This is a genomic window from Polynucleobacter sp. IMCC 30228 (genome assembly GCF_021395205.1).
Classification (GTDB): Bacteria; Pseudomonadota; Gammaproteobacteria; order Burkholderiales; family Burkholderiaceae; genus Polynucleobacter.
In genome coordinates, this window is record NZ_JAJVCS010000001.1 from 573,312 (window position 1) to 588,781 (window position 15,470).

General features: G+C 43.0%; 15 protein-coding genes and 1 tRNA gene. 11 read left to right on the forward strand and 5 right to left on the reverse strand.

The window, feature by feature from the left end; all coding sequences use genetic code 11:
- The first annotated feature begins 28 nt into the window (after nt 1–28).
- Genes LZT21_RS03050 through LZT21_RS03070 form a run of 5 tightly spaced genes read left to right on the forward strand, consistent with a single transcriptional unit; the run spans nt 29 to nt 6,007 of the window.
- Nucleotides 29–469, forward strand: a complete 441-nt coding sequence (locus LZT21_RS03050; protein WP_233924592.1) for a hypothetical protein — start codon at nt 29–31, stop codon at nt 467–469.
- Nucleotides 469–1,248 (forward strand): hypothetical protein, encoded by a 780-nt coding sequence (locus LZT21_RS03055; protein ID WP_233989208.1) that lies wholly within the window; start codon nt 469–471, stop codon nt 1,246–1,248. Before LZT21_RS03050 ends, LZT21_RS03055 begins: the two co-directional genes overlap by 1 nt.
- Nucleotides 1,249–1,277: 29 nt before the next feature.
- Entirely contained in the window at nt 1,278–1,922 is a 645-nt protein-coding gene (locus LZT21_RS03060) for a hypothetical protein (protein ID WP_233989209.1), read from the forward strand.
- 41 nt (nt 1,923–1,963) lie between these two features.
- Nucleotides 1,964–2,782, forward strand: coding sequence for an alpha/beta hydrolase (locus tag LZT21_RS03065; protein WP_233989210.1), 819 nt, complete (start codon nt 1,964–1,966; stop codon nt 2,780–2,782).
- A 39-nt stretch (nt 2,783–2,821) separates the two neighbouring features.
- Entirely contained in the window at nt 2,822–6,007 is a 3,186-nt protein-coding gene (locus LZT21_RS03070; RefSeq protein ID WP_233989211.1) for a CHAT domain-containing protein, read from the forward strand.
- Between the two features lie 17 nt (nt 6,008–6,024).
- Here LZT21_RS03070 and LZT21_RS03075 read toward each other — a convergent pair whose 3' ends face one another.
- Nucleotides 6,025–6,459, reverse strand: a complete 435-nt coding sequence (locus LZT21_RS03075) for a hypothetical protein (RefSeq protein ID WP_233924595.1) — start codon at nt 6,457–6,459, stop codon at nt 6,025–6,027.
- Nucleotides 6,460–6,545: 86 nt separating this feature from the next.
- Here LZT21_RS03075 and LZT21_RS03080 point away from each other — a divergent pair, with 86 nt between their 5' ends.
- Nucleotides 6,546–6,887, forward strand: a complete 342-nt coding sequence (locus LZT21_RS03080; protein ID WP_233924596.1) for a hypothetical protein — start codon at nt 6,546–6,548, stop codon at nt 6,885–6,887.
- Nucleotides 6,888–6,906: 19 nt separating this feature from the next.
- Here the strand turns inward: LZT21_RS03080 and LZT21_RS03085 are convergent, their stop codons facing one another.
- On the reverse strand, nt 6,907–7,107 hold the full coding sequence (locus LZT21_RS03085; protein ID WP_233989212.1) for a hypothetical protein: 201 nt from the start codon (nt 7,105–7,107) through the stop codon (nt 6,907–6,909).
- A gap of 180 nt (nt 7,108–7,287) precedes the next feature.
- Here LZT21_RS03085 and LZT21_RS03090 point away from each other — a divergent pair, with 180 nt between their 5' ends.
- The gene (locus tag LZT21_RS03090) at nt 7,288–7,734 is read left to right on the forward strand and encodes an EipA family protein (protein WP_233924598.1); all 447 of its coding nucleotides are present in this window, start codon (nt 7,288–7,290) and stop codon (nt 7,732–7,734) included.
- A gap of 145 nt (nt 7,735–7,879) precedes the next feature.
- On the forward strand, nt 7,880–9,586 hold the full coding sequence (locus LZT21_RS03095) for a caspase family protein (protein ID WP_233989213.1): 1,707 nt from the start codon (nt 7,880–7,882) through the stop codon (nt 9,584–9,586).
- 19 nt (nt 9,587–9,605) lie between these two features.
- On the opposite strand, the gene LZT21_RS03100 is transcribed toward LZT21_RS03095, so the two are convergent.
- Genes LZT21_RS03100 through LZT21_RS03110 form a run of 3 tightly spaced genes read right to left on the reverse strand, consistent with a single transcriptional unit; the run spans nt 9,606 to nt 13,098 of the window.
- Nucleotides 9,606–10,511: a delta(1)-pyrroline-2-carboxylate reductase family protein gene (locus LZT21_RS03100; RefSeq protein WP_233989214.1), complete on the reverse strand. Its 906-nt coding sequence runs from the start codon at nt 10,509–10,511 to the stop codon at nt 9,606–9,608.
- Nucleotides 10,512–10,521: 10 nt separating this feature from the next.
- The gene (locus LZT21_RS03105) at nt 10,522–12,069 is read right to left on the reverse strand and encodes a UxaA family hydrolase (RefSeq protein WP_233989215.1); all 1,548 of its coding nucleotides are present in this window, start codon (nt 12,067–12,069) and stop codon (nt 10,522–10,524) included.
- Between the two features lie 39 nt (nt 12,070–12,108).
- Nucleotides 12,109–13,098, reverse strand: a complete 990-nt coding sequence (locus tag LZT21_RS03110) for a tripartite tricarboxylate transporter substrate binding protein (protein ID WP_233924602.1) — start codon at nt 13,096–13,098, stop codon at nt 12,109–12,111.
- A gap of 104 nt (nt 13,099–13,202) precedes the next feature.
- Here LZT21_RS03110 and LZT21_RS03115 point away from each other — a divergent pair.
- From LZT21_RS03115 to LZT21_RS03125, 3 genes are all read left to right on the forward strand, one after another.
- Nucleotides 13,203–13,279, forward strand: a tRNA-Met gene (locus tag LZT21_RS03115).
- Nucleotides 13,280–13,393: 114 nt separating this feature from the next.
- A complete protein-coding gene (locus tag LZT21_RS03120; RefSeq protein ID WP_233937659.1) occupies nt 13,394–14,851 on the forward strand; it encodes an alkaline phosphatase in 1,458 nt (485 codons plus the stop codon).
- A 49-nt stretch (nt 14,852–14,900) separates the two neighbouring features.
- On the forward strand, nt 14,901–15,470 hold the full coding sequence (locus tag LZT21_RS03125; protein ID WP_233937658.1) for a DUF3833 domain-containing protein: 570 nt from the start codon (nt 14,901–14,903) through the stop codon (nt 15,468–15,470).

Sequence of the window (15,470 nt, forward strand, 5' to 3'; positions counted from 1 at the left end):
AGACCATTATTGAAAAGGACGTAACGTTATGCAATCCTTACTGCGCATGCTGACCTTGTTAATTTCCTTAATAATCTGTGCCCCTGTAATAGCAGCGCCACTCATCGTTGCTAAAGAAGCGGCCTTACCTCCAGCAGCCGGCGTTCTTGCCACCCGTGGTATTTCGCGTGGGCCTTCAGTCAAAATGGCTTCGCCTGAGCCAGATGTTGCAGTCAGTTCGCCGCTCGATTTTAAGGTCGTATTTGAAGCGCGTGGGGGTGAAAAAATTGATCCGAATTCAGTAAAAGTCATTTATATGAAGTCACCTTTTGTTGATTTAACCCCGCGCTTAAAAAATGCTATCTCAGCAAACGGCATTGATTTTCCAAAAGCAGAAGTACCCCCAGGCACCCACACTATTCGTATTACTGTTAAAGACACCGAAGGCAGAGAAACTAACTCAGTGCAAACTTTGGTGGTTAATAAGTAATGCAATGCCCTTATTGCCTTTCTGAAGTTGCTGAAGAGGCATTTGTATGTAAAGTTTGTACTCGCGATTTATACCTCTTTAAGCCCATGATGGCTAAGGTTGCTGAATTAGAAAAGCAACTTGAAGAGATGCCAAATCAGAAAGCTTACGAAGAGCAGATTGCAAAATTAGAGGGATTACTACAAGAGAGTGAGAGTGCAGCACTGTCAAGGCGGGGCTTTAGGGAAATTTTTTTCGATACAGTGATCTTTATTTTCATCCCACTTTTATTGTTATTAGCGGCGCATGCATTAATAACGGTAGTGTTTGACACCAAGATGTTATATCTCCGCATTATTTCAATTTGCTTGCCATTACCTTTTGGTTACTTTCTCTTTAAACGGGTGCATCACCATATTTTTCCTTGGTTTTTAGCAATCCTTTTTCTAGCTATTGCATCGGTTATTGGCATGAGTGGGATTACCAGCCTGGTCGATAAATCACCCATTTGGCCGCAAAATCTTTTTGAATGGCGTGAATCATTAGCGTATTCCGCAAGTATTGCATTTAGTTTTTTAACTGGCATGCTGATTGGTAAGATCACCTACACGAGTAAAAAAAGTAAATCAGCCGCGGAGAACCCTTGGGTAATGGCAGTTGTAGGGGCGCTGGGAGAAGATAAGCTCTCGCCCGAAGCCTTAAAGCATTTAGTGAAAAATCTGCATAAATATGCTGGGATGGCATTTGCAGCAGTATCAACTTCTGTTTCAGTCTATACGGGTCTAAAGGATTTTCTCTAATTTAAAAATATAAAGATGTAAGGGTTGCAATGATCAAAATAATTATTGGCATCACTCTTTTTAACTGCAGCTTTTTTTCATATGCGTTTAACATTTATTCAACCGGCGGCAGTATTGAATCCTGCATTAAAGCCCCCAGCAAAGAAAAATTTACTACCGATCTAGCGAATTTATTAAAAGCCAAAGGGCTTAATGCTTATGTAATTGATGGGGGCTCTAGTCAAGACTATTTACCGCTTTTATTTCAGCGCTTAACGGAGTCAGTAAATTCCAAAACAAGAATAATAATTTATGTATCTCCCGGCGGCGGCTATAAACATCCCGAATGGCAGCAGTTGCAGTACATTGAAAAGGTATTAATATTTGCTCAAGAAAAAAATCTTGCGACAATTGTGGTCTTGCCGGAGAAATCATTAACTCCAGATAGCGCTTTTCTCCAAAAGACGGATGCATTAGTCGCTAAATATGGCGCCTATGACTATGGCAGTTATGCTAAAAATGTTCCTCTGGACGATAAATACTGGAAATATAAAATCGATGCAGCAAGACCAATTCCAGCTGGCCCACAGGAAAAGGGCGCAAAAAAATATATGTCTGGCGCGGGCTGCGAACTTTGGGCAGAAAACATGCTTCCGCTAGTCATGCAAGTGATTGAAGAGCGCAATATTCAATAGTTGGCAGCTCCATTACCTAAATAGAGCGCGCGCATAAAATTATGAAATGGTTTTTCACTCTTCATAAATTATTAAGAATATTTATTTTTTTTGTTTTTCTTGCAAGCATTCACAGTGCTAATGGTCAAATTGATGCCAAGCAGATAGGTATCGTGGTAATGCATGGTAGCGGCGGAAAGCCAACGGGATATGTATACGATTTGGCAACTGCATTGGAAGGCAAGGGCTATCTGGTAACAAACCTAGAGATGCCTTGGTCTGGAAGAAGGGCAGCTGATGTAACGGCAGAGGTAGGTTTAGAGGAATTAGGCCAGGCGATTATGCAATTACAAAAAAAGGGAGCTAAGGCGATCTTTTTAGCAGGACATAGTTTTGGAGGTACTTTCGCGCTTTATTACGCCGGTGTAAATTTAGTGGATGGAGTTATTGCAATTGCACCCGGTGGGGTCGATTCTGATTTTTACCAAAGCAAAATTGCCAACTCCCTCAATCATGCCCGTCAATTAATTGCTGAGGGCCGCGGCGATCAGAAAGAAAATTTTGCAAATTATGAAAATTCAAGGGGAGACTATACGACCTTGACCCCAGCTAAAGCCTATGTTTCTTGGTATAGCAAAGATAGTGTGATGAATGCTAGTAATGCCTTTAAACGCGTAAGAACAGATATACCAGTACTGTACATTGTCCCAACCAATGATTACCCTTTCCTTAGGCGCGCTAAAGCAGCACGCTGGGCCCAATTGCCACCCAACCCTAAAAATGAATTATATGAGCCTATTGCCAGTCATTTAGAGGCGCCAACCGTGTCGATTAATGAAATAATTAGATGGATTAATATGATCGTTACAGATAAAAATTAGAATAATATAGGTCGCAAAAAAGGAGACAAAGTGAAGCTAATGGGACTGGGGCCTCAATTGCGTTTTAATATCGTCATTGTGCTGACGATCTTGGGATGTCATTTATCCGTTAATGCCCAAACTACGCTTAATGTTGCGTCTGATGAGTCCGTTAACACCGAAAATATTAAGGCACCCCCACGTGATGTTAAAGATATTTTACGTGCACTAGAACAAAGTAAGCCCGATTTAGCAACGGTAGCAAAAAATAAAGAAATTATTGCTAAGCCATTACCAAATACACAAGACAAAGAAGAATTAAACCGTTTTTACTCTCAGCAGGCAGAGGCCTATCAAGATTTAGGACTAATGAGTAAGGCAATTCAGGCCGCTCAGCGAGCGGCAAATGATTACCCATCGAAAAATCCTAGACTGTATGTTGGAGATTTAACGCATTTAAGTGTTCTTGAGGGGCTAGGTGGAAAGTTAACTACGGCAATTTCTACTATGGAAAAAGCCCTGGCTTATCAGAAGCAAACTTTACCAAAACTGATGGGCATCCGAATGACTATGGGAAGGTTATTGGTTAACTATTATGCTACAGTAGGCAACTTTCCGGCTGCTCAAGAAACTTTAGATGAGCTAGATAATAATATCAAGCGCCTCAAGACCTTTTCGCGCTCATATGGCGAGATAGGAAGTTATTGGGAATCACAATTTGAGAGCGCCCGCGGTATTTATTTTAGTCATCAGGGTCAGTGGGTCGAGAGCGAACGCGCGCTGCGTAAAGCCATTCATTTACTTGAGCAAAACTATAGCAAGGTCAATAACATAGTAGTCAAAGCAGAAGATTCTGAAAACGCTACTCGAGTAGTTGCAGATGCAAGTAATAGCCCGCGTGGTTATATTACACAAATTATTCAACGGCAAATTAATTTAGCTTTTGTACTGAGGCAGCAAAGAAAGTTAATTGATGCAGAGTATTACGCCAGAAAAGCGCTTACTTTTGCATTAGAAAAATTTGGGCGTAATTCTGCAGATGCGGGTCGCGCTTTAGCAAGCTTAGCTACGATCATTGACGAGCAAGGACGCTCAGCAGAAGCAGTATTACTTGCCCAGGCAGCCCTAAACTCCGCCAGAGAGGCAGGGGCTCCAGATGATTCTATCGTCCTCGTTAAAGCAAGAGAAGCACTAGGCTCGGCATTAGTTGCTGATGGCAAATATGCTCAAGCAGATACTGTTTTTAACGAAATGGTAGTGGGCATTAAGCGCGATCCCGATTTAGCTAAAAATTACCGTAGTGGTGACTTAGACTGGGTTCTAGCCTTACTAAAAACAGGTAAGGCTAGCCAAGCGGCACAGATGACTGCTGAGATATTGCGTCAGTTTGAGGCGGCAGGAATAAAAAATTCTGCGCGAGTCGCTTTAGTACGCGCATTTGAGGCAACTGCATTACAAGCTCAGGGCAAATGGAGTGAAGCAAATTCGTTATATAAAAATGCTATACCCGCGCTCCTTGACCAATCACGTAATGATGCTGAAAACGATACTAGTAGTATGAAGCAGTTGCAACGGATGAATTTTATTTTAGAAAATTACCTAGCTGAATTAGCGCACATCTATAAAACTGAGCCAGCACAGGCTAGTTCGGCAGCTGCTGAAGCATTTCAAATTGCCGATATTGCCCGGGGCAGTGGCGTACAAAGAGCGCTCACCGCAAGTGCAGCGCGAGCTAGCATTAAAGATCCCCAATTAGCACAATTGGCGCGGCAAGAGCAGGATTTGCAGCGTCGCATTAATACTTTGTCGGAACTGCTTACCGGCTTATTATCTGCAGCCCCCGATCAACAGTTACCTGCTGTCCAAGTGCAAATTCGGACAGACATCGATAAATTTAAAATACAGCGTGAGAATTTAAAGAAGGAAATTGAAAAACGTTTCCCTGAATATGCTGAACTAGTTGAGCCAAAGCCTGCAACAATTGCGGGTACGCAGCGCTTATTACGGGCTGATGAGGTCTTAGTTTCTTGGTATTTTGCAGAAAACGTAGGCTATGTTTGGTCTATTAGTAAAGATACACCTCCCCAGTTTGTGCAAATACCTCTAGGCAGGGCGCAAATGGCTAAAAAAATTACCCAATTGCGCAAAGCCCTCGATCCCGGAGTGGCTACCATTGATGAAATCCCTGCATTCGATATTGCCCTAGCGTATCAGTTGTATCAACAAATTTTGGCCCCCGTTGAATCTAGCTTAAAGGGTAAAAAAGTGATGCTAGTTGTACCGCATGCTGAATTAGGCCAATTACCGCTTGCATTACTTGTTACCAAAGCAACGGCCCAACCCAGTAAAGCTGGCGTGCCATTTGCAGGTTACAAGGCGATTCCTTGGTTAAGTCGGGATATTGCCATTGCACAAATTCCCTCGGTTACCGCCTTAGCAGCTTTGCGTAATTTACCCGCAGGAAGTGATAGTCGTAAAAATTTTATCGGCTTTGGCGATCCATACTTTAGTATGGCGCAAGAAAAAAGTGCCAAGAAGAATATCGCGCCAACCCAACTTGCCACGCGAGGAGCGCCATTAAAATTACGTAGCGCGCCCAAAACTACTGGGGTCAGCTCAGCCGAGCTATCGCTCTTACCTAGACTACCCGATACTAGTCAAGAAATTGAAGAGGTCGGTAAGGTATTAGGTGCAGAACCTGGTGATATTTTTCTTCATCAGCAAGCAACGCTTAAGCAAGTTACGACGATGGATTTATCAAATCGTAAAGTAGTGATGTTTTCTACCCATGGCTTGGTGCCGGGTGAGCTCAATGGCTTAACGCAACCCGCACTGGCACTTTCTTCACCTGAAGTAACGGGCGATAAAGATGATGGTCTCTTGACAATGGATAAAGTGATTGCCTTAAAACTCAATGCCGATTGGGTGGTTTTATCCGCTTGTAATACTGCTGCTGGAGAGGGTTCGGGTAGTGAGGCCGTTTCAGGCTTAGGCAGAGCTTTCTTTTTTGCAGGCGCTAAAGCATTACTAGTATCTAATTGGCCAGTAGATTCTGTCGCATCACGGCAATTGATGACAGATTTATTTAAACGCCAACAACAAACTCAGGGTCTTATCAAGTCAGAGGCATTACGTCAAGCCATGTTGGCACAAATTGATTTAGGTGGTGTTAAAGAGGGAGCAACGATGAAGTACAGTTACGCCCATCCTTTATTTTGGGCGCCATTTGTCGTGGTGGGCGATTAGTTAGCCCAAGAAGGCGCTTAATAAATAAAGCGCATCATATAAGTCAGCATAAGAGGTAATACTAGTAAGCCTAGTAAACTCATAATCCAAGCACGATTGGGCGCAGGAAAAAGCGCTTCTAATTTAAGAATGCCAAATTGCATCAACAAACCCATCCCATAAAGTATTAGCGGCAATAGCCAGCCTTTGGCAATTCCTAAAATAAGAAGATAGGCGACACCAATGAGCGCCTCAATTACGACATAACTGGGAAAGAGGTATTTAAAGAAAAGCGCTAAGTCGCGCGCCAGCTTTCTTCCTCGCTTATCACCTAGGCGAGCAACTAAATCATTTTCTGCAATTCGTTCGGGTATGCCCTGATGATAATTTTTAAGCACATAACCCAGTTGCTGCGCCATAAAGCAATAGCAAACTAAATACGAAATGAGTAGTTCAAAAGAAAAATTCGGCATAATGGCAATACTATAATTTATAAAGCAGATTCATCAAAAGTAAGCTAACTAAGATGAGCTTCTGTGAGCCCTAAGAGAAGAGACAAATGCCAATTAAAAATATTATTCCTAATTTGCTCGGCCTAGGAAGTTTGCTTATTTTATTTGTCTTGGGCAGGACCTTAAATGTGCCAATCATCCTGCAAATTTTTAAGCAAGTTGACCAGTTAACCGGCAATATCATTTTGGTTATTATCGCCATAGCCATTGGCATCTTCATGAAAGATTATTGGTATGTCCTTGGGGTAACTCTTGTTGCGACCCTCGTTACGCTGCTAGTGCCTGCAGTCCCTGAATTACTAAACACAACGCAGGAATATATATTTGCGTTTATGTTAGTAATTCTAGGATTTTCTTCGATCTCTAATTTTTCACGCCAGTATCGTTAACGACGCAATAAGTTCAAGTTTATTTTTTAGCTTCAGCAGCAGCTGGTGTAGCGGCAGGAACAGCGGCAGGTTGAGCCTCTTTTTTTGCCTCTTCGATATGAGTAGCTTCAGCGCCATGCTTCTCGCCACCCATGTCAATATTACCGTCGCCTTTCATCATAAGCCAGCCAGTAAGTCCAATTAAAATAAGTACAACGATGATGATTGTGCGGTTGCTCATCTGATTCCCCTGAATATTAATATATTGATTAATTTTTAAGCTTAAAAAAGCCTTATAATTTAATGTAAGCTTTCATTATAGTATTAATTAATAAGCTAATTGCCTTATATTAAATAATAATATCTAATATAATTTTTATAACATTTACCTTAGCGCTTAAAAAGCCATGGAGTATCAAAAATGAATTTACGTAAATATATTAATGCCTTTTTTCTTGGCTGCGCAGTAATCAGCACCAGCGTAATGGCTGCAGATGCGGCAAAACCGCCTTCTGGTTCGGTGACCATTAATGAAACTCAGTTTGCCCTGATCGTAGGTGGTAGTACAGGCGGCGGTGTCTTGACCTATAAAGGCAAGCAATATCCATTCAAAATAACAGGTATTAGCTTGGGTGCAAACATTGGCGTCTCTAAACTTTCCGCAGTTGGTGAAGTGTATGACTTAAACGATATTTCTAAATTTGCAGGCACCTTTACAAAATTAGATGGCAGTATTACTTTGGGCGGTGGCGTTGGCGGCTCTGTATTAAAGAATGAAAATGGCGTGATCATGCGCTTAACCAGCACTTCGCAAGGCATTCAGTTGAATTTAAGTGCGAGCGGTGTGTCGGTGAAGTTGGATAAATAAAGAACTTAATTTGTGTGATCTTGGATAAGGGCGAAAGCCTTTCTCTAAGTAGCACGCAGTTGATCTTGCTTTAATATTTCACTAATTGATGTCGTGTATGAAACACTTACTTAAGCTACTAATCCCCTTCGTTGTAAGCTTATTTATGAGCGTCGCTCAAGCTCAGACTGAATGCCCATCTTCGCAAATATTACGTTTTGAGGATGGATCTAAAGGGTGCATGTCTGAATATAAATTTTTTAATGTTCAGCGCAATTTCGCAGATGGCAAGACCTCTATTGCCGAGACGGTAGCAGGTAAAGATAGGTTCTATGTGGCATGGGTAAAAAATCCAAATATTTGCCCTACTGATTGGGCTACGGTTGATTGGGGAGGCTTTTTCCTCACTTCAGCAAAAGTCTTAAATAAATGTGAAGATGCCGTTATTAAAAGAGTAGTTACGGTACTTAATAAAAGCCCCGCTAGTTGCGAGTGTGAAATTGTGTACAACTCTCATGCTACTGCTAATATCACGATGTCAAAAACTGCATTTGAATCTAGGTCTCGCGCTTGGCTCGCGTACGCTCAAAATGGAAATCAATTTCATGACCAATTTACCGAAGAAGAGAAAAAAGCCAATACACTTTTTCTTGCTGACTATTTAAAGCAGTTAAATGGTGGACCAGTCGCCTCTCCTGCTACTCAACAAGCCAATACAGCGGCAGATAAAAAATTGCAAGATGAGTTGGCCAAGAAACTGCAGCTTGATAAAGAGCAAAAGGATTTAGCTGAAAAGGCCCGTATTGAAAAAGAGAAATCGCTTGCAGAAGAAAAGCGCATTGCTCAAGAGATTGCCCAAAAGGGCCAATTAGATAAAGAGGCGGCTAACAAAGCCCGCATTGAAAAAGAGAAATCGCTTGCAGAAGAAAAACGTATTGCCCAAGAATTAGCAAAAGTACAGGCTTTAGAAAAAGAAAAGGCAGACTTAATTACAAAACTGCAGCAAGAAAAAGATGCCCGTGAAAAAGCTGCAGCTGCCAAGCCAACGAATGATGAAGCCCGTATCTTAGCTTTGCGCAAAGAGTTAGAAAAAGAAATCCGAGCGAGCATTCAAAATGAGTCGGCAGCTTCGCCAGGCGCCTCTAAGGCCAAACAAGCCCCTCTCGTTTTTGCCAATCGTAAGGCATTGGTGATCGGTAATGATTCTTACCAAAAAGTGACTCCCTTAGTAAATGCTAGGGAAGATGCAAAAGTGGTCGCTGAAAGCCTTACCTCGCTGGGTTATAAAGTTTCTTTAAAGTTGGATGTCACTGAAAAGCAATTTAAATCAGAGTTGCGTACTTTTAAAGGCCAAATTCAGTCGGGCGATGAGGTCGCTATCTTTTATGCTGGACACGGAGTGCAGATTGCCTCAACTAATTATTTATTACCAGTAGATATTGGCGGTCAAAACGAGGAAGAAATAAAAGATGAGGGTATTTCATTGCAAAGATTGCTGGATGATATGACCGAGAAGAATGCCAAATTTACTTTGGCAATGATTGATGCATGTCGTGATAATCCCTTCAAAAGTTCAGGCAGAAGCGTTGGCGGCAGGGGGTTGGCCCCCACGACGGCAGCTACAGGGCAAATGATTGTCTTTTCTGCTGGCACAGGCCAACAAGCCTTAGACAAGTTAGGGCCAAACGATAAAAGTAAAAATGGTCTTTTTACGCGAGTATTTGTAAAAGAAATGCAAAAAGCGGGTGTATCAGTCGACCGAGTTGTACGCAATGTTCGCACTGAGGTGGTGGCTTTGGCTAAGTCAGTAGGCCACGACCAAGTACCTGCTATTTATGATCAAGTAGTGGGCGAGTTTTACTTTAAACAATAACGCGCAATTATTAATAACATCAGGTGTTTTTGATTACCGCTCGCACGGCCGCTAAATCCCATAAAGCCGAGCCACATGATTTAAAGAGTGTCGGTTTATGAGGATCAATTGATTTTTTCTTCGAGACAAGTTCACCTAAAGTTGGGTAATCAGCCGGAGCTAATTTTGCTAGCAATAAGTCACCCCCTTCATGACTTACTTCAGGGGTATCGCAGATGATGTTGCCGTACATAGCGAAGCGCTGACAAATATCTGCCGATATTTCGGCTAAATGCGCTTTGAATGAGCCAATTGCAGTAATAAACAAGCTATCAAAATCCAAGTTTTGCAAATGCAATAGCACTAGCTCGTGTGCTGGCGTGCAAGTTGCAATGTTTTGAATCGATGCAGGATAAGGCGCTTTAGGTGGTAAATAGTGTGCATCAATACCTAACTTTTTAGCGTACTCAACTAGGGCAACTGCCGAAGCCATGCTTTTTGACTGCACCCAAACCCGTTGGGTGCTAAAAAGGATATGAAAAGCCTCCAAATGATTTTTACCCTGTACACCTGCTCCAATGATAAGTAAGTCACCGTCAGGATTTGGTGCTGCGAGTTGTGCAGCTAAAGCAGAGACAGCAGCCGTGCGTTGAGCGGTAATGAGAGCGCCATCGAGCGTAGCCAGTACAGCTCCGGAAGCCGCATCAAAAACCAAGATCTCTCCTTGGATGGCAGGTAGGCCTTTAGTAAGATTAAGCGGGCAAACCGAAATCGATTTGACGGCGGCTATATCGGGTCCGGCAATTGGCATCACCAATAGAACGCCATCATCTTTTAGGGGCAAAGCATGGCGGGGCGGCTTCTGAATTAATCCTTGAGAATCATCAATTAAAACTAATTGAATTTCAGTAAGAAGTTGATGCCAAGAAGTGCTTGCTTGCGTCATCAAGCTAATCTTAGCTCATGATGCCAATTTGCCATGGTACAAATTCATACTTACCTAAGTCAAGTAATTCACTCTTAGACTCCTCGCCTGAGGCAGTACGTAAAAAAAGTTCAAAAATACGTTGACCCATTTCTTGAACCGAGACGGTGCCATCCAAAATTTCACCGCAATTAATATCCATGTCTTCAGTTAGTTTGTTATACATCGGCGTATTGGTTGCTAATTTTAAGCAGGGCGCAGGTCTTGAGCCAAACATCGAGCCACGACCTGTTGTAAAAGCAATCAGGTTAGCCCCACCAGCAATTTGACCAGTTGCTGACACCGGATCAAAACCGGGGGTATCCATAAAAACAAAGCCCTTCGTGGTTACAGGTTCGGCATATTTATACACTTCCATCAAGGGTCCGGTACCACCTTTCATCGACGAGCCAAGTGATTTTTCAAAGATATTGGCAAGCCCGCCAATTTGATTGCCTGGGCTTACTTTGCCATTAATTTGTACATCACGACCAGGTGAGTATTCATCTTTCCACCAGCGAATTCGTTCAATGAGTTTTTCCCCAACAGCCTGGCTAACAGCGCGTCGCGTTAAGGTATGTTCAACCCCATAAATTTCTGGAGTTTCTGAGAGAATGCCAGTACCACCATGACGGGCCAAGATGTCTACTGCCGCCCCCAAGGCGGGATTAGCCGTAATTGACGAAAAGCCATCAGACCCACCACACTGTAAGCCAACACTTAAATGACTTGCCGAAACTGTTTGCCGCTTAAACTGATTTGCCGCCGGTAGCAGGGCTTTCACAGCTTCAATACCTGCCTCAATGGTTTTTCTTGTGCCACCACTTTCTTGCATGATAAAAGTATGTAGGGTAGAGCCCTCATGTAAATCTTCTTGTTCCATTAAACCTTTTAATTGGTTGCGTTCACACCCAAGGCCAATTACCAATGCTGCAGCTAAGTTCGGATGGCGTGCATAACCCGCCATAGTGCGGCGTAATAGTTGCATGGGCTCCCCAGACATTTCCATGCCGCAGCCAATCGAATGACTAAAAGCAGCCACGCCATCCACATTTGGATACTCCGCAAGACGTTCGGGAGTAAACCATTCAGCAATTTTATTGACTACCGTTGCTGAACAATTAACCGTTGCCAGAATACCAATGTAATTGCGCGTTCCCACTTTGCCATTGGCACGGACATACCCTTGAAAAGTTGCGCGCTCAGCTTCAGGCAGCAGAGCGATAGGTTGATATTCACTCGCGTAGGCGTAGTCACGATCAAATTCTTTAAAATCGGTATTGTGACTGTGTACCATCGTACCTGCTTCAATATCGGTATTGGCAAAGCCAACGGTTACGTTATATTTGAGGATGGGCTCACCCTTGAGAATTTTTTTGGCCGCTATTTTGTAACCCGCAGGTACTTGGCTACGGCTAGTAAAGTCTTCGCTGGGCACAGCAGTGCCAATGCCAATATCAACTCGCGCAACAACGACATTATCGTGTGGGTGTAGCCGAATAATGGGCCCAATGAGCCGCTTTTCAGACATTTCTATCATGTACAGACCTCTTTAAAATGCAACTCAATACAGCGCTAATTAATCGATTTTAATACCTGCATCTTTTACTACACGGCGCCAATTGATAATGCTGTCTCGAATGTATTTACTATATTCCTCAGGCGTGCCGCCAACCACATTAAAACCAAGCTCAGTAAGGCGTGTACGAATCTCAGGCATTTGCAGTACTTTATTCATTTCCTGATTTATCTTCAGAATAATGTCGCGCGGTGTAGCTGCTGGTGCCAGCACGCCCCAGTATGAACTAGCTTGACTAACCGCAGCTAAACCTACTTCACTAAAAGTAGGCACATTCGGTAAAGCGGGTGAGCGGGTATAGCCAGTGACCGCAAGGGCGCGCAGTTGACCGTTATCAATAAAGGCTTTGCTAGAGCTAATGTTAGTAAAAGTTGCCGCAACCTGACCCGCAACCGTATCTGTTACTGCTGGTCCCGCCCCCTTATATGGAGCATGAATCATATCGATTCCTGCAGTAAGTTTAAATAATTCACCGGTGAGATGTGAGGAGGTGCCCGCTCCAGCAGAAGCATAAGCTAAGGCGCCATTTTTCGTTTTTGCAAGCGCAATTAATTCACTAACAGTTTTTGCTGGTACAGCCGGATTGACGACGAGTGCACTCGCTCCCGAGGTCAGCAAAATGACAGCAGTAAGATCCTTAATACTGTCATAGGGTATTTTTTGTAAGAGCGCAGGATTTGAAGTAAAGGCAGTGTCAACAACCACAAAAGTGTAGCCATCGGGCTGGCTGCGCACGACCATTTCCGTGCCAATTGTGCTGCCCGAGCCAGGGCGATTTTCCAGAATAATTTGCTGACCTAATAATTCAGTCAGCTTGGGCGCAATGATGCGCATTTGCATATCTGTGCCCCCGCCGGGCGCAAATGGGATGACAAACTTTATAGGCCTATCGGGATAGGCAGCTAATGCCATACCCCCATGCAAAGCCCCAAGCGCAATCAGGCTTAAAAGAAGTTGTCGATAAATACTACTGAAACCTATTGAATGCATGATTGCTCCCTATTTTTACGTTCAATTTACCTGATTGCTGCGGGCAATACTAAATAAGCGTGGATTTAGACGTCATTATCGCGATCATTTATAATTATCAGTTCGGCGAATTAGCTCAGCTGGTTAGAGCGACGGAATCATAATCCGCAGGTCCGGGGTTCAAATCCCTGATTCGCCACCATTTTTGCACATCAATGCGTAGTTAAACCGAGCCCAGTATTCACTGATGTCCAGTTTTAGATACCGCTTTACTGAATCAGATTGTCTATGTAAAAGGTTTAATGGTGCGCCAAGAATGAGACATAACCCTAGAACAAGTTTTAACAACCAACTATGTTGGCTAGCTTTTGCCATTACATTGATAGCGGGCAGTGGGATTGCCCTGGCGCAAAAAAAGCCTGCCATTGATAAACCTAAAAATATTATTATTCTTTTTGCTGATGGGGTGGCCGGAACTCAAATAGACTTTGGTCGGTATTCAAGCGAACTATTACGCCAACAGGAGTTCGCATTAACCTCAATCGTGATGAATCAAGGTAGTTTTGGGCTAATGCATACCGAGTCGGCAACTGCTTATGTAACTGATTCTGCGGCTGCTGGTTCTGCAATGTCAATTGGGCAAAAGGTAAATAACGGAGTAATTTCAATCACACCTGATGGGAGGTCGCCAAGCACTATTCTTGCGCTAGCAAAACAGCAGGGCAAAAAAATTGGCATTATTTCTACAGCAGCTATCTACGACGCGAGCCCCGCTGCTTTTACGGTACATGCTAAATCTCGCCGAGATAGTGAGCATATTGTGAATCAATATGCAGAGCTAATGCCTGATGTATTAATGGGCGGTGGCGCAGACTACTTCAAACCCAAAAATGAAATCGGCGGTAAACGCCAAGACGGTAGAAATATGATTGATTTTTTCAAAGCAAAAAATTATCAAGTGGTACAGGATACAAAGCAGCTGGCAGGAATAAAACCAGGCAAAGTTTTAGGCCTATTTTCTGATGAAGACCTAGATTTTGAAATTGATCGTGACACAGCTTTACAACCTAGTTTGGCACAAATGTTAGGTGCTGCATTACAAGCACTAGCGGGCCAATTAACGCCTAGATCAAACGGCTTTATTCTTTTTGTTGAAAATGAAAACACCGATTCGGCAGGGCATCGTAATGATGTGGCGGCACTAATGCGCGATTTATGGAGTTTCGATGATGCTATAAAAGTGGCCATCGCGTTTCAAAAAAAATCACCAGATACCTTAATTATCGTTACCAGCGATCATGAGACGGGTGGATTTTCTCCTACCTATGGCCGTAAAAATAATGGTCCGTCAGGGGCAAATAATTATTTAAATGTAACGGCTAGTGAGCTTAAACAAATTGCGGAGTATAAAATTTCCTTGCAGGAAGCCACAGATCAGTTAGCGCTCAAGCGGAAAGAGGGCTATAGCAAAGAAAAATTGAGTGAATTTTTATCAGAGCAGTTGCTAAAAAATTTCCCCGAATTAAATTTAGATGCTGACCTGCGGGAAAAGATTTTGTTGAATCAATCCTTGGGACTCAATTTCAATTACTCGACCGCCAATTCCTTAGGCATGGCAATTGCCAGGCAGACAGGTTTCTATTGGGGCACTTCTGGGCATACCAGCGAGCCAGTAATTGTTGCTGCTATTGGTCCGGGGGCCAAAATATTTAATGGTTATCTAGACAATACTGATTTTGCGAAAAAAATAAAACAATTATTAGAAATTCAGTAAAACTACAAGCTAAGTCACCATTTTTTCGTTTATTCAGTATGCTATCAAAATGCCAATCACCAAATTAAGATCTTCATTCCTACTTTCTTCCATCGCACTCATTGCCGCAGTGCTGGTTTCGCTAGTGGGCTGCTCAAGCACGTCCGTGTCGCTTTATGCTGCACAACAACCCAAGTTGGTGTTGCCTGAATATTTTAATGGGACGCTTGATGCTTATGGTTTGTTCACTGATCGCAGCGACGCAGTAGTCAAACGTTTTACTGTCGTGATAAAAGCCAATTGGGTTATTAAGGATGGCAAAAATGTGGGCACACTCGATGAAGATTTCACTTATTCAGATGGCACTAAACAAAGACGTATTTGGACTTTAGTAGAAACTGCTCCAGGGCGCTATTCAGGGACAGCGAGCGATGTGGTAGGCGAGGCGCTAGGCGAGGTTGCTGGCAATGCATTGAATTGGCAGTACACCTTGGCGCTGCCCGTCGATGGCTCAATTTATCACGTGCAATTTGAAGACTGGATGTACTTAATGACCGATAAGGTGATGTTAAATAAAGCCAAAATGAGTAAGTTTGGTATTTATCTCGGTGAAGTTACACTCGCTTTTTATAAGCGCTAA

What these genes read in the sequence shown, in the direction of transcription:
- LZT21_RS03050 (WP_233924592.1), top strand. Translation starts at nt 29, where the DNA reads ATGCAATCCTTACTGCGCATGCTGACCTTGTTAATTTCCTTAATAATC.
- LZT21_RS03055 (WP_233989208.1), top strand. Translation starts at nt 469, where the DNA reads ATGCAATGCCCTTATTGCCTTTCTGAAGTTGCTGAAGAGGCATTTGTA.
- LZT21_RS03060 (WP_233989209.1), top strand. Translation starts at nt 1,278, where the DNA reads ATGATCAAAATAATTATTGGCATCACTCTTTTTAACTGCAGCTTTTTT.
- LZT21_RS03065 (WP_233989210.1), top strand. Translation starts at nt 1,964, where the DNA reads ATGAAATGGTTTTTCACTCTTCATAAATTATTAAGAATATTTATTTTT.
- LZT21_RS03070 (WP_233989211.1), top strand. Translation starts at nt 2,822, where the DNA reads ATGGGACTGGGGCCTCAATTGCGTTTTAATATCGTCATTGTGCTGACG.
- LZT21_RS03075 (WP_233924595.1), bottom strand. Translation starts at nt 6,459, where the DNA reads ATGCCGAATTTTTCTTTTGAACTACTCATTTCGTATTTAGTTTGCTAT.
- LZT21_RS03080 (WP_233924596.1), top strand. Translation starts at nt 6,546, where the DNA reads ATGCCAATTAAAAATATTATTCCTAATTTGCTCGGCCTAGGAAGTTTG.
- LZT21_RS03085 (WP_233989212.1), bottom strand. Translation starts at nt 7,107, where the DNA reads ATGAGCAACCGCACAATCATCATCGTTGTACTTATTTTAATTGGACTT.
- LZT21_RS03090 (WP_233924598.1), top strand. Translation starts at nt 7,288, where the DNA reads ATGAATTTACGTAAATATATTAATGCCTTTTTTCTTGGCTGCGCAGTA.
- LZT21_RS03095 (WP_233989213.1), top strand. Translation starts at nt 7,880, where the DNA reads ATGAGCGTCGCTCAAGCTCAGACTGAATGCCCATCTTCGCAAATATTA.
- LZT21_RS03100 (WP_233989214.1), bottom strand. Translation starts at nt 10,511, where the DNA reads ATGACGCAAGCAAGCACTTCTTGGCATCAACTTCTTACTGAAATTCAA.
- LZT21_RS03105 (WP_233989215.1), bottom strand. Translation starts at nt 12,069, where the DNA reads ATGATAGAAATGTCTGAAAAGCGGCTCATTGGGCCCATTATTCGGCTA.
- LZT21_RS03110 (WP_233924602.1), bottom strand. Translation starts at nt 13,098, where the DNA reads ATGCATTCAATAGGTTTCAGTAGTATTTATCGACAACTTCTTTTAAGC.
- LZT21_RS03120 (WP_233937659.1), top strand. Translation starts at nt 13,394, where the DNA reads ATGAGACATAACCCTAGAACAAGTTTTAACAACCAACTATGTTGGCTA.
- LZT21_RS03125 (WP_233937658.1), top strand. Translation starts at nt 14,901, where the DNA reads ATGCCAATCACCAAATTAAGATCTTCATTCCTACTTTCTTCCATCGCA.